We start from the raw sequence: 12,603 nt of genomic DNA, 5'->3' as shown, positions 1-12,603 counted from the left end.
ATCCGCGGTCTTTCATGCAGCAGGGGCTCTCAATGTTTTTATGTCCTGCTCATATCGTCTCTGCCGGCAGTTTGGGACACTCCTGCGCTACCTAACGTACACCACGTTGTCGCGGCGCGGCTTTGCCTCGGGTAGCGTGTCCTCGGCGTAGCCCAAAATGCAGTTACCGACACCGCGCAGGCTGCCGTCGGCGGGCAGGCCCCAGCTGGCCAACAGCTCCAGGCCCTCGGGCGAGTCAAAGACCTCATGCGCGCGGTGAATCCAGCACGAATCGACACCCAGTGCATAGGCGGCGTTGAGCAAGTTGCCCATGGCGAGCGAGCCGTCTTCCAGATGGGTGGGCACGCTGCGGTCAACCAGCACCACCACAACGGTCTTGGCACCGTAGAAGGGGTCGCTGTTGCTGCCCATGACCTGGGCGTTGAGCTGTGAGAGACGCTCGACGGTCGCGGGGTCGGTGACGGCGACAAATGTCACCGGCTGGCGGCCCATGCCGCTCGGTGCATATTGGCCGGCTTCGATAATACGTGCAAGCTTTTCAGCCTCGACGGGACGATCGCTGTAGTTGCGGCAGCTGCGGCGGTGAATGAGCGCTTCGATGGTCTCCATGGTGTCTCCTTGCGGTGGCGTTTCAGATGCCACGTTCATACCCGTCGGGCTCAAACGATAGACGGTCAATTGCCCGGCCAAAAGGATGGATTCCAATTGGGAAAGTGGGTTTGCATAAAAGTACCTTCAGAATGTGACAAACAAATGGGATGGTTAAACGTTTTATCCCGTCTACCCTGCGGTTTTTTACCACTTGCCTAAATGACGAACGCATAACCTCTGATAAAGGTTTTACTAAAGGGGCACCAACGTTTATCAACGCGCCATGGTGGCGCCGGGCCAGGAGGTAACATCATGTTCCAGGCTGGAGATGTCGTCGAGACCGACTTCGAAGGATTTCTGAAGCTGCTGCGTTCCAAGACGCGCGCTTTCGTGTCGATCAACGATCACGAGTACTACATCACGCACACCGATGGCTATTGGCGTGTTCAGGATTGCGAGGCCCTCAACGACAAGGGCCACTTTACTGACTGCTCCGAGCTGGTCAACACGGTCTGCGAGGTCGTCGAGCTGCCGTGGATTGCCGGCAAGAGCCTGCATGACAGCTTCTCGGGCGCTACGGTCTATGAGGCCGTCGCCGCTTAACAGGCAATAAAACCCGATTTTCACGTGACCGCTGGCGCCGCCCCCGCGCCGGCGGTCTTTTTCTGCCGATAGGCCATAAAAATGCACGCATTCGCGGAGAGCCTGTTGACGATAGTCAAAACTCGGACTAATATAGAGACACATAATTGGTCAAAAATCGGACAATTGAATGGTGGGATAGATGAATAGTGCGGTTACGCTGGTCGACTTCGATCGGTTGCTCAATGGACTCGACCATATCTATTCGGAGTTCTCGCGCGCCTGCGGCCTTTCGGACTGCGCTTACTGGATGCTCGTCGATACCAGCACGGCGGGCGGCAGTATTGCCGTAAGCCGTCTGACAAGCGAATGGTTCTACAGCAAGCAGACCATCAACTCGGCAATTAAAACCTTGACGGCGCGGGGCTTCGCAACGTTGGAGTTTGCCGAAGGCAGTCGTAAGAACAAGGTTGTGAGCCTGACCGAAGAGGGCAGGCGATTTGCCGAGCGTTATGCGCTGCCGGCACTCAAGGCCGAGCAGCGAGCCTTTGGCGCGCTTGAGCCATGTGAGCAGCGCGAGATTATGCGCTTGATCGGCAAATTCTCTCAGGTGCTCGGCGATGAGTGCGATGCCTTTAAGCAGCATATCGCTGCCGAGAGCCAAGCCGAGAATCAAGGTGAGGGGGAGTCGTGCGACTGTTAATGAGGTTTCTAAAGCCATATCGAGGGCTTGTCGCAGTGACGCTGCTGGTGCTGCTGGTGGATAACGTCGGTACGCTGTTGGTTCCCACGATGCTGGCGAACATGGTCAACACCGGTATTGCCACGGGCGATGTCGACTATATATTACGCAACGGCCTGTACATGCTTATCGCGACCGGCATGGCCAGCGGCGGCACGGTGCTGGGCTGCTATCTTTCAGCGCGCCTGGCCGCCAACGTGGCCTGCGATATCCGCAATGCCGTGTACGACAAGTCGCTCGAGCTGTCCGCCAGCGACTTTGAGCGCTTTGGCATGGGTTCGATGATCACACGCTCGCTCAACGACATCAACGTGATTCAGCAAGCTGTCCTTCAGACGATTCAGCTGGTGTTGCCGGTGCCGTTCTTGGCCGTGGCAGGCATCATTTTTGCTTGGTTCATCGATCCCGCCATGGGCACGCTGCTGGGCGTGGTCGTTGCGATCGTGTTGGTGGCGGCGGTCTTTACGGTGGCTAACGCCGCGCCGATCTTTATGCGCCTGCAGAGCTTTATCGACCGCATGAACGTGGTGCTGCGCGAGAACATCGTGGGCGTGCGCGTCATCCGCGCATTTAACAAGGAGCGCCACGAGGAGCAGCGCCTGGACGAGGTGTTTAGCGATTACGCGGCCAACGCCATCAAGGTCAACCACCTGTTTGTGGGTCTCGACAGTTCCAGCTTCTTTTTGATGAATATCGCCGAGGTGGCGGTGCTGTGGGTGGGCGGCAACCGCGTGGGCGTCCACGCCATGCAAATCGGCAGCATCTCGGCCGTGTTGGAATACGCGATCCTGATCCTTTTCTTTGTGATGATGGCGCAGATGGTGATTCTGACGCTCCCGCGCGCTGCGGCGTGTCTCAACCGTGCGCAACAGGTGCTCGAAATCGAGCCGAGCATCGTGGACGGCAAGCGCACGCTAGATACGTGCGCGGCGGAGCCTGTTGACGGTACCGATGCGGTTGCCGTGTTCGACCATATGTCGTTCCGTTTTGACGATGCCGACGAGGACACTCTGTGCAACCTGAGTTTTGCCTGCCGCCGCGGACAGACGACCGCGATCGTGGGCTCAACGGGCTCGGGCAAGTCAACGGTGGCCAAGCTCCTGCTTCGCTTCCACGATGCAACGAAGGGCGCCATTCGCCTGAACGGCATCGATCTGCACGACCTTTCGCAAGATGAGATCCGTGGACACATCGCCTATGTGCCGCAGAAGGCGTGGCTGTTCTCGGGCACCGTTGCAAGCAACCTGCGCTTTGGCAACGAAGGCGCGACTGAGGCTGACATGCTCCATGCGCTGGAGGTTGCCCAGAGCACCTTTGTGCTCGACCAGCCCCAGGGGCTCGATACGCCGGTGGCCCAGGGCGGCACGAACTTCTCGGGCGGCCAGCGCCAGCGCCTGGCCATTGCTCGCGCACTCATGAAGCGCGCCGATCTATATATCTTCGACGATAGTTTTTCGGCCCTGGACTTTAAGACTGATGCCGCCCTGCGCCATGCGTTGCAAGACGAGACGCGTGACGCTGCGGTGCTCATCATCGCGCAGCGCATCTCGACTATTTTGCATGCCGACCAGATCGTTGTGCTCAAGGACGGCGAGGTCGTGGGCTTGGGCACGCATGGCGAGCTTATGGAAACCTGCGAGGTGTACCGCGCCATCGCGGAATCGCAAATGAAGGGAGGTGAGTAGCATGACCGGGGAGCTCAAGAAGCAGGGCGGCGTTGATGACGCCGCTGCCGCGGGACTGGTCGAGGAAACGGCTGCCGCGTCGACCGAGCTGGATGACGCCGCCAAGCGCGAGGCTCGCCGCCAAGCGCTCTACGAGGAAAACGAGCGCGCCGAGGACGAGCGTGCCCGTGCCGAGGCAGAGCGTATGCGCGACGTGGACGACGAAGAAGAGGACGAGACGCCCCGGGATACCTGGGCGACGGTGCGCCGCTTGTGGAGCGAGGCCGTCGGCGACCATTGGCGCTTCTATATCGTGTTCGCGAGCATTGTGTTCTATGTCATCTTTAACACCGCCGCGCCGGCATATAGCGCCCGCGTGATCGATGAGCTGTGGGGCCACATTCAGGTAGCGTTTGCCAACGACACCACTTTCAGCATCACCTGGGAGAACTGCGGCAGGACTATCTTCATCTACTTTTTGATTTGGACGGCCGCCGCTTCGTTCTACGCGCTCCAGAGCTTTTTGATGTCGAGCGTGGCCGAACGCCTCAATCTGCGCCTGCGCAACCGCATCGCGCAAAAGCTCAACCGTCTGCCGCTCGCCTATTTTGACGCGCATCGTCCCGGCGAGGTCGTCAGCCGCGCGACCAACGACCTGGACAAGATGTCCGAGAGCATGCAGCGCGGATTGCTGCAGCTGCTCGTGTCGATCGGCACGGTTGTTGGTGCTGTGAGCGTGATGTTCGTGTTCAGCGTGCAGCTTACGCTCGTCTTTCTGTTCTTTACGGCACTGTCGCTGCTGGTGACGAAGGTCGTCTCGCGCCGCACACACGATGTGACGGGCGAGCGCCAGGAGTGGGTGTCCAAGATTACGAGTGCGGTCGAGGAAGGCTATTCGGGCCGTCTGGTGATCCGCGCGTTTAACCGCGAACGTCAGAGCTCCGCTGAGGTGCACGAGGCTTCGAAGGAACTGGCTCGTGTGAGTACCAAGGCCGACTTTATGATCAATGCCGTCGGCCCTGCGGTGCGCTTTATCGGTCGTTTGGCGCAGATTGTGATCGCGCTGGTGGGCTGCAGCATGCTGGTTGCCGGTCACATGACCGTCGGCGTGTTCCAGGCGTTCTTCCAGTTTATCTACGAGGCGTCCGAACCCATGACGCAGCTGTCGTTTACCTTCAACTCGCTGCAGAGCGCGCTGGCGAGTGCAGAGCGCGTGTTCGACCTGCTCGATGAGCCCGAGATGGAGGCCGATCCGCTGCCGGACAAGGCCGCCAAGCTGCCGGGTCGCGTGGAGGGCCGCGTCTCCTTTGAGCATGTGCGCTTTGGTTATTCGCCCGACAAGCCGCTTATGCGCGACGTGTCGTTTACCGCCGAGCCGGGCCAGAAGATTGCCGTGGTGGGAACCACGGGCGCAGGCAAGACGACGCTCATCAACCTGCTCATGCGCTTCTACGAGATTGACGGCGGGCGTATTACGCTCGACGGCGTGGATACGAGCCGCATGGATCGCGGCGAGCTACGGCAGCAGTTTGGCATGGTGCTGCAGGACGCCTGGCTGTTCGACGGCACGATTGCCGAAAACATCGCCTACGGCTGCCCCGAGGCAACGCGCGACGAAATTGTGGCCGCGGCTCGTGCCGCGCAGGTCGACTTCTTTGTGCGCACCATGCCGCAGGGCTACGACACGCGCGTGGCCAACGATGCCGAAAGCATCAGCCAGGGCCAGCGTCAGCTGCTGACCATCGCACGCGTGCTGCTCAACAACCCGGCGATTCTCATCCTGGACGAGGCGACCTCAAGCGTGGACACGCGTACCGAGCTTGCCATCGGCCGTGCCATGGATGCGCTTATGCGCGGGCGCACGAGCTTTGTGATCGCACACCGCCTGTCGACGATCGTGGACGCCGACCTGATCTTGGTCATGGATCACGGCAACATTATCGAGCAGGGCACGCATAAGGAGCTGCTGGCTGCCGAGGGTGCCTACGCCGACCTCTATCTGAGCCAGTTCGCATAATGTGACAAAGGGACAGTCTCTTTGCCACATCACAAATAAGGCGCGCCGGGGATGAATTCCCTGGCGCGCCTTTGCGTTGATGCCGATGTCGTTTTGTGCCGCTTGCGTTCCTAGCGTTCGTCCACGAGCTTGGCGACGAGGGCCTTGAGCTCGGCCACCTCTCGCTCGAGTTCCTTGACGCGGCGGGCATTCTCGGTGATGCCCTGGCGGTTGAGGGCGGACTGCTCGGCGGCGTCATCGGGCATGTACTCGCGATGCTGCTTGGCGTCGAAACTCTCCTCGAACACACGGCAGCCGTTGCGCTTGATGATGCGTCCCGGCACGCCCACGACGGTGCAGTTGTCGGGGACGTCCTTAACGACGACCGAGTTGCCGCCGATCTTGACGTTGTTGCCGATGCGGATGTTGCCGAGCACCTTGGCGCCCGTGCCCACCGTGACATTGTTGCCCAGGGTGGGGTGACGCTTGCCGGTCTCGTTGCCGGTGCCGCCGAGCGTGACGCCCTGGTAGAGCACACAGTTGTCGCCCACAATGGTGGTCTCGCCGATGACGACGCCCATGGCGTGGTCGATAAAGAAGTGCTTGCCAATCTGCGCGGCAGGGTGAATCTCGACGCCGGTGATGTGGCGGGTGATTTGCGAGAGCACGCGGGCGAGCGAGCGATGACCGTGCTCCCACAGCCAGTGCTCGGGCACGTGGTTCCACTTGGCGTGCAGGCCAGGATAGGAAAGAAAGATGACCAGACCGTTTTGCGCGGCGGGGTCCTGCGCCTGGACGGTCTTGATGTCCTCGCGAATGGTATTGATAAAGCTCACCGGCCGCCCTCCCTTAGCGCCATGGCAATGCGATTCAATAAAGTATAGCGATTCGCTAGGGATTAAAAAGGACAATCTTGGCGGCTTTGCGCTACAAGTGTCAGTTATGCAAACTTGCTGGTAATGGAGTCATGCTTTTGTGGGGTTGCGCACGAGGGGGCACCGCAACCGTATACTGGTCAACTTGGACGTATCCGCGCCCACAACTGAGAGGTTTTACTTCATGGGTTTCATCAATTTTATTGCCGAGCTGCTTAAGGACCCGCGCACCGCGATCGCCAGCTGGATCGCCGCCGGCCCGCTTATGGCCTACGGCTGCGTGTTCCTGATCATCTTTATCGAGACGGGCGTGGTGTTCTTCCCGTTCCTTCCCGGTGATTCGCTGCTGTTCGCCTCGGGTTTCTTTGCCCACAACGGCGGCTTTAACATCGTGGCGCTTCTGGCCACCGCATGGGCCGCTGCCATTTTGGGCGATCAGTGCAACTTTATGATCGGTCACTTCTTTGGCCGCAAGATCATCGCTTCGGGCAAGGTCAAGGCCATGACGCCCGAGCGCATCAAAAAGTCCGAGGACTTCTTGGACAAGTGGGGTCACCTGGCCATCTTCCTGGGTCGCTTCTTCCCGTTTATCCGCACCTTTGTGCCCTTTATCGCTGGCATGGGCGGCATGCACTGGCGCAACTTTGTCGTCTTTAACGTGCTGGGCGGCATTACCTGGTCGACGGTCTTTACGCTGCTGGGCTACTTCTTTGGCGGCATTCCCTTTGTGCAGGAGCACTTTGAGCTGCTGATTATCGGCATCGTTGCCGTGTCGATCATCCCGACCGTGGTCGGTCTGGTTAAGGCCAAGCTGGGTAAATAGAACGCCTAGCTCGAGCCAGCGCGCAGACCGTACAGTTGAGGCCCGTCACCGCTTACGGTGGCGGGCCCTTTTGCTTCGGTCAAATGAAAATACTTTACTTAGTTAAAGAAAAGCGTTTTATCCGACGCGCGTGCGGAGTACAATCTCGTGCATGCGAATCGACGTGCCATCGGCTTTGATGCTGTTCGCGTGTCCCGTCCGGCTCTACGCTCCGGTCGTGCGACGTTGCGACGCGGCCGGCCTCGGTCCTTGCGTGCGGGTTCGCGAGTTTGCAACTGTGTATGTAAGGAGCGACATATGACTGTCGAGAAGAAGGATATCGATTGGGGTAGCCTCGGCTTTGGCTACATGAAGACCGATTACAGCTACGAGGCCCATTGGAAGGACGGCGAGTGGGACGAGGGCGGCCTGACCACCGACCACACCCTGCATGTCTCCGAGTGCGGCGGCATCTTCCATTACTGCCAGGAGGTCTTTGAGGGCCTGAAGGCCTACACCGCCGAGGACGGCAGCATCGTCTGCTTCCGCCCCGACATGAACGCCGAGCGCATGTATAACTCTGCGCAGCGCCTCGAGATGCCCCCGTTCCCCAAGGACAAGTTCGTTGAGGCCGTCAAGCAGGTCGTTTCTGCCAACGCCGCCTGGGTTCCGCCCTTCGGTTCCGGCGCGACCCTGTACGTGCGTCCGTTTATGATCGGCTCCGGTGACGTGATCGGCGTGGCTCCCGCTCCTGAGTACACGTTCCGCATTCTCGTGACCCCGGTCGGTCCGTACTTTAAGGGTGGCCTCAAGCCCGTCAAGCTGCGCGTTTCCGAGTATGACCGTGCAGCACCGCATGGCACCGGCAACATCAAGGCCGGCCTGAACTACGCCATGTCCCTCAAGCCCACGATGGAGGCTCACCGCGAGGGCTATGCCGAGAACCTGTATCTCGATTCCGAGTCCCGCACCTATGTCGAGGAGACCGGTGGCGCTAACGTCCTGTTTGTGAAGGAGGACGGCACCCTCGTCGTTCCGCAGTCCCACACCGACTCCATTCTGCCTTCCATCACCCGCCGTTCGCTCGTTCAGGTTGCTCAGGACCTGGGCATGACCGTTGACCAGCGTCCCGTCGAGTGGGCCGAGGTCAAGGCCGGCACCTTTGTGGAGTGCGGCCTGTGCGGCACCGCTGCCGTCATCTCCCCGGTTGGCGAGATCGACAACAAGGTTTACGGCGCCGACGAGACTGTGACCTTCCCGGCTGGCTACACCGAGATTGGCCCTGTGATGAAGAAGCTTCGCGAGACCCTGACTGGTATCCAGTCCGGTGCTGTCGAGGACAAGCACAACTGGGTTTACACCGTGGCGTAAGCTGTCTTAGCTGTCCGGCCCGAGGGCGACCCTCCTTTCCGGCGCGTCCTCGGACATGAAAGAGCCTCCGCTGCGCACTTCGTGCGGCGGAGGTTCTTTCGTCCTGCGGAGTGCGCCGGAAAGGAAGGCCGCGCTTTTATTTTGCTTCGCGCCATGTGGGGGTGGTGGCGACGTGCATTTTTGCGAGTATTCTGCAATCGAAGGCCCCTGCATACCGATCTCGGGCGAAAAATCGGGATTTCTCGATGTTTTCTACGAATGATGGGCGGGGGTATGGGCTGGCAGCGTTTGATTTGCAGGGATATTCGCGGTCTTTGGCATTTACCGTGGCGCCCGAAGCCCTTGGTTATGTTGAATACTCCTAAAAATGCACGGTGCTTAGAGGGGGACCTTCGCGAAAAAGGAAACCGCCCCGTCGAAGTATGCATTCGACGGGGCGGTTTATGCATTTGGCCGATTAAGGATGCGCTGTCAAACTACTAGAACTTGACGGTCGGGGCCTGGCGGGCTGCTTCAGCGGCCTCGAAGCCCTGGCGCTCCTTAAACTGGAAGATGCCAGCAAAGATGACAGCCGGGAACGTCTGAATGGCGTTGTTGTAGCTGAGCACGCAGTCGTTGTAGCTCTGGCGTGCATAGCTAATCTTGTTCTCGGTGTCCTCGAGCGATGCCTGCAGCTGCGTAAAGTTGGTGTTTGCCTTAAGATCGGGATAGGCCTCGGCCACAGCGAAGAGCTGGCGCAGTGCGCCGGTCAGCACGTTGTCGGCTTCCATCTTGGCCTCGGGCGTGGTGGCCTTGACGGCGGTGTTACGCGCGCTGATCACGGCGGAGAGCGTCTCCTGCTCGTGCTTGGCGTAGCCCTTGACGGTTTCGACCAGGTTGGGGATCAGGTCGTTGCGGCGCTGCAGCTGCGTATCGATGTTCTGCCACGCGTTATCGATGCGGTTACGCTTGGTGACCATGTTGTTGTAGATGCCGGCGATGGCGCAGGCAATCACAATGACAACAACGATGCCGATGATGACGGGAAGCATGATGTCTCCGTTTCGAATGGCCGCGGCGGCATGCGCCAGCTGCCGTTGGTATAACGCTACTAGTATACCCGCAACGTTTTGTCGTGCCGAACTTTCCGGTAAGCGTTGTGTTTTCGTCGGGGTCGGCACCGGGGCAAAGCGCGCGGGGTACAGGTGTAAGATATGCGACAGATTGACGAGTGTTGTCTTTGCCCTGAGGATGGCGATACCAGTGGACCTTCGCATCAAGAAAACCTACCGCGCCCTGTTCGATGCCTTTACCGAGCTTCTCGAGGAGCATCGTTTTGAGGACCTGACGGTTGCCATGCTGTGCGACCGCGCCATGATTCGCCGCACGACGTTCTACAAGCACTTTCGCGACAAGAACGATTACTTTGCCTTTTATATCGATGAGCTCATGTCGGGCTTGCCGCAAAAACAGCCCGATGAGGCCGGCGCGGTATCTGCCGAGGACGTGCGCGCGCTTCGGCACGCGATTTTGGACGATGCCATGGATTTGATTCTGGCGCACGAGCGGCTCATGGATAACATTTTGGCAAGCAGCATGTCGGGCATGTTGACCAACGTTATTTGCGACCGCATTGCCCGCTCCATCCGCGAGCGTGTGATGAACGTGCTTGCCGAGGATGCCCTGGCCCCCGTGTCACTCGAGACGACGTCTGAGTTTGTCGCCGGCGGTATTATTCGACTTTTCACGATATGGTGGGAATCGGGCCACGATCTTGAGCGTCGACCTGAGATGGCCGACGTGGTCGATGCGCTGTTCGAGCGGACCATGACACCGGTGCATCACTAAAAGTGGCGGAGAGAGGGGGATTCGAACCCCCGGAACGCTCTCGCGCTCAACGGTTTTCAAGACCGCCGCATTCAACCGCTCTGCCATCTCTCCGTGAGTCGTAATGATAGCATCGTTTTGAATTTGCAACAGGGAAGGCGAACGATGACGATCACCGAAATCGACGAGAAGTTCATGCGCGAGGCGCTGGCCGAGGCGCGCGCCGCCGCGGCGGTGGGCGAGGTGCCCATCGGAGCCGTAGTGGTGCGCGACGGTGAGATCGTCGCGAGGGCGCACAATCGGCGCGAGCTCGACCAGGATCCTTCGGCTCATGCCGAGTTTGCGGCCCTGTGTGCTGCCGCTCGGTCGCTCGGTCGCTGGCGCCTTTCCGATTGCACGGTCTACGTGACGCTCGAGCCCTGCTGCATGTGTGCGGGGCTTATGGTTAACGCGCGCGTAGGACGCTGCGTGTATGGCGCGGCTGATGCCAAGGCGGGCGCGTTGGGATCCCTATACGATTTGAATGCCGACTCGCGCCTGAATCATCGGTTTAACGTGACGGCTGGGGTCCTGGCGGATGAATGCCGCGAGCTGCTGAGTAGCTATTTTGGCGGTCTGCGCGGAGCGGGCGGCGCTGGTTGCGGTTGTGGGGCCGATCTTGAGGCACACGCCGCTCACGCCGCAGCGCTTGCAGGTGTCGGTGAGGATGCTGGCACGGCGGTTGACTTTGGTCTTGCGTGCCGCCGGCCCCGCCGTGTGCTGCTGGCGATCGACTCCTTTAAGGGCAGCGTTTCGAGTGCGCAGGCGGAGGCGGCGGTTGCCGAAGGCGTGCGCCGCGTTTGGCCCGATGCCGAGGTGTGCACATTGCCGCTGGCGGATGGCGGTGAGGGAACGCTCGATGCCGTTGCCGCGTGCGGCGGTGAGATTGTGACCTGCGAGGTGGCAGGTCCCTTGGGCGACCGCGTGTCTGCCCGGATGCTGGTGGACGACGAGCGCGACTCGGCTGTAATTGAGATGGCCGAGGCGGCGGGTATTGGGTATTCACCCTGCACGGAATCGGCGGCGCTCGCGGCTTCGACCTATGGCGTGGGCGAGCTGATGCTCCGTGCGGTTCGCGCCGGGGCAAAGACTATCTATATTGGTCTGGGCGGCAGTGCCACCAACGACGGTGGCGCCGGCATGCTGCAGGCGCTGGGCGCGCGTGTGGTCGATGATCAGGGATGCGATGTCGCCCCCGGTCTTGCCGGCCTTGAGCAGGTGGCGAGCGTTGATTTGGCGCCAGCTCTGCAGGCTTTGGATGATGCTCGTATCGTTGTGCTTTCCGATGTCGAGAATCCGCTCGTGGGGCGTCGAGGCGCACTGGCGGTGTTTGGCGGGCAGAAGGGCCTGCCGGCGGATGATGTCGAGGTGCTGCGCAGGTACGACGGCTGGATGGTCGGCTACGGTCGCCTGCTCGATGCGGCAATTTTCGAGGCGCGGGCCCAGGGGTTGTTGCGCACACCCGAGAACGCACGGACATTTGGCTCGGTGCTCGGCGTGCCTGGCGCTGGTGCCGCCGGCGGTCTGGGAGCAGAGCTGTTGGCACTCGGCGCCGAGTTGCGCTCGGGCGTGGAGACGGTGCTCGACCTCGTGGGGTTTGACGAGCGCGTGCGCGATGTCGACCTGGTCATTACAGGCGAGGGCAATATGGATGAGCAATCCGCCGCCGGTAAGGCGCCGGTGGGCGTGGCTCGCCGCGCCAAGCGATATGGCAAGCCAGTAGCCGCCGTCGTGGGCGGTCGCGCTGACAACCTGGATGCGGTGTATGGGCAGGGCATCGACCTTGTACTGCCGATCTGTCGCAAGCCCATGGACCTGGAGCGGGCACTCGATCCGCAAGAAGCCACAACTAACCTCATCTGCGCTGGCGAAGCAGCCGCCCAAGCCTATGACCTCGCCCGCCTCTAGAACTTATTCCCCCGGGAGTCCGGTTTGGTCGAGTAGTCAAAATAGCCCCATTACAGTTTGAGTTGTCCGAAAGGGCGGCTCTTTTCCGTTGCACGGCTATACGATTGAGCCGTACCGGTGGTCGCTGGCCGACCGCCCCGGACGGCCGTCAGCCCCATTACAGTTTGAGTTGTCCGAAAGGGCGGCTCTTTTCCGTTGCACGGCTATACGATTGAGCCGTACCGGTG

The 12,603-nt window shown here is 60.4% G+C and carries 11 protein-coding genes and 1 tRNA gene; 8 read left to right on the top strand and 4 right to left on the bottom strand.

Annotated features, from left to right (window positions below):
* Nucleotides 1-87: 87 nt before the first annotated feature.
* Nucleotides 88-609 (bottom strand): nitroreductase family protein, encoded by a 522-nt coding sequence (locus I2F59_RS09350; protein WP_195503963.1) that lies wholly within the window; start codon nt 607-609, stop codon nt 88-90.
* 294 nt (nt 610-903) lie between these two features.
* Between I2F59_RS09350 and I2F59_RS09345 the strand changes: the two genes are divergently transcribed.
* The 4 genes from I2F59_RS09345 (at nt 904) to I2F59_RS09330 (ending at nt 5,596) form a co-directional block, all read left to right on the top strand.
* Complete coding sequence (locus tag I2F59_RS09345; protein WP_006235631.1) at nt 904-1,194, top strand: hypothetical protein; 291 nt, start codon at nt 904-906, stop codon at nt 1,192-1,194.
* Nucleotides 1,195-1,375: 181 nt separating this feature from the next.
* Nucleotides 1,376-1,876, top strand: coding sequence for a MarR family winged helix-turn-helix transcriptional regulator (locus I2F59_RS09340; protein ID WP_195503962.1), 501 nt, complete (start codon nt 1,376-1,378; stop codon nt 1,874-1,876).
* Complete coding sequence (locus tag I2F59_RS09335) at nt 1,876-3,600, top strand: ABC transporter ATP-binding protein (RefSeq protein ID WP_195503961.1); 1,725 nt, start codon at nt 1,876-1,878, stop codon at nt 3,598-3,600. Before I2F59_RS09340 ends, I2F59_RS09335 begins: the two co-directional genes overlap by 1 nt.
* Nucleotide 3,601: 1 nt before the next feature.
* Nucleotides 3,602-5,596 carry an ABC transporter ATP-binding protein gene (locus I2F59_RS09330; RefSeq protein ID WP_195503960.1) on the top strand — a complete coding sequence of 665 codons (1,995 nt, stop codon included), beginning with the start codon at nt 3,602-3,604 and terminating at the stop codon, nt 5,594-5,596.
* Nucleotides 5,597-5,706: 110 nt separating this feature from the next.
* Here I2F59_RS09330 and cysE read toward each other — a convergent pair whose 3' ends face one another.
* Nucleotides 5,707-6,411: a serine O-acetyltransferase gene (gene cysE, locus I2F59_RS09325; RefSeq protein WP_035138740.1), complete on the bottom strand. Its 705-nt coding sequence runs from the start codon at nt 6,409-6,411 to the stop codon at nt 5,707-5,709.
* A 223-nt stretch (nt 6,412-6,634) separates the two neighbouring features.
* On the opposite strand from cysE, the gene I2F59_RS09320 reads away from it, so the two are divergent.
* Complete coding sequence (locus I2F59_RS09320; protein WP_138113555.1) at nt 6,635-7,273, top strand: DedA family protein; 639 nt, start codon at nt 6,635-6,637, stop codon at nt 7,271-7,273.
* A gap of 297 nt (nt 7,274-7,570) precedes the next feature.
* On the top strand, nt 7,571-8,623 hold the full coding sequence (locus tag I2F59_RS09315; protein WP_035138743.1) for a branched-chain amino acid aminotransferase: 1,053 nt from the start codon (nt 7,571-7,573) through the stop codon (nt 8,621-8,623).
* A gap of 479 nt (nt 8,624-9,102) precedes the next feature.
* On the opposite strand, the gene I2F59_RS09310 is transcribed toward I2F59_RS09315, so the two are convergent.
* Nucleotides 9,103-9,654 carry a LemA family protein gene (locus tag I2F59_RS09310; RefSeq protein WP_171021549.1) on the bottom strand — a complete coding sequence of 184 codons (552 nt, stop codon included), beginning with the start codon at nt 9,652-9,654 and terminating at the stop codon, nt 9,103-9,105.
* Between the two features lie 211 nt (nt 9,655-9,865).
* Between I2F59_RS09310 and I2F59_RS09305 the strand changes: the two genes are divergently transcribed.
* On the top strand, nt 9,866-10,450 hold the full coding sequence (locus I2F59_RS09305) for a TetR/AcrR family transcriptional regulator (protein WP_195503959.1): 585 nt from the start codon (nt 9,866-9,868) through the stop codon (nt 10,448-10,450).
* A 3-nt stretch (nt 10,451-10,453) separates the two neighbouring features.
* On the opposite strand, the gene I2F59_RS09300 is transcribed toward I2F59_RS09305, so the two are convergent.
* A tRNA-Ser gene (locus I2F59_RS09300) sits at nt 10,454-10,543 on the bottom strand.
* A gap of 51 nt (nt 10,544-10,594) precedes the next feature.
* On the opposite strand from I2F59_RS09300, the gene tadA reads away from it, so the two are divergent.
* Nucleotides 10,595-12,376, top strand: coding sequence for a tRNA adenosine(34) deaminase TadA (gene tadA / locus I2F59_RS09295; protein ID WP_195503958.1), 1,782 nt, complete (start codon nt 10,595-10,597; stop codon nt 12,374-12,376).
* The last annotated feature ends 227 nt before the right edge of the window (nt 12,377-12,603 follow it).

The sequence above is a fragment of the Collinsella aerofaciens genome (genome assembly GCF_015556945.1).
GTDB classification, from domain to species: Bacteria; Actinomycetota; Coriobacteriia; order Coriobacteriales; family Coriobacteriaceae; genus Collinsella; species Collinsella aerofaciens_AO.
Note: the sequence above shows the minus strand (reverse complement) of the source record. Positions and strands in the feature narration are given on the sequence as shown.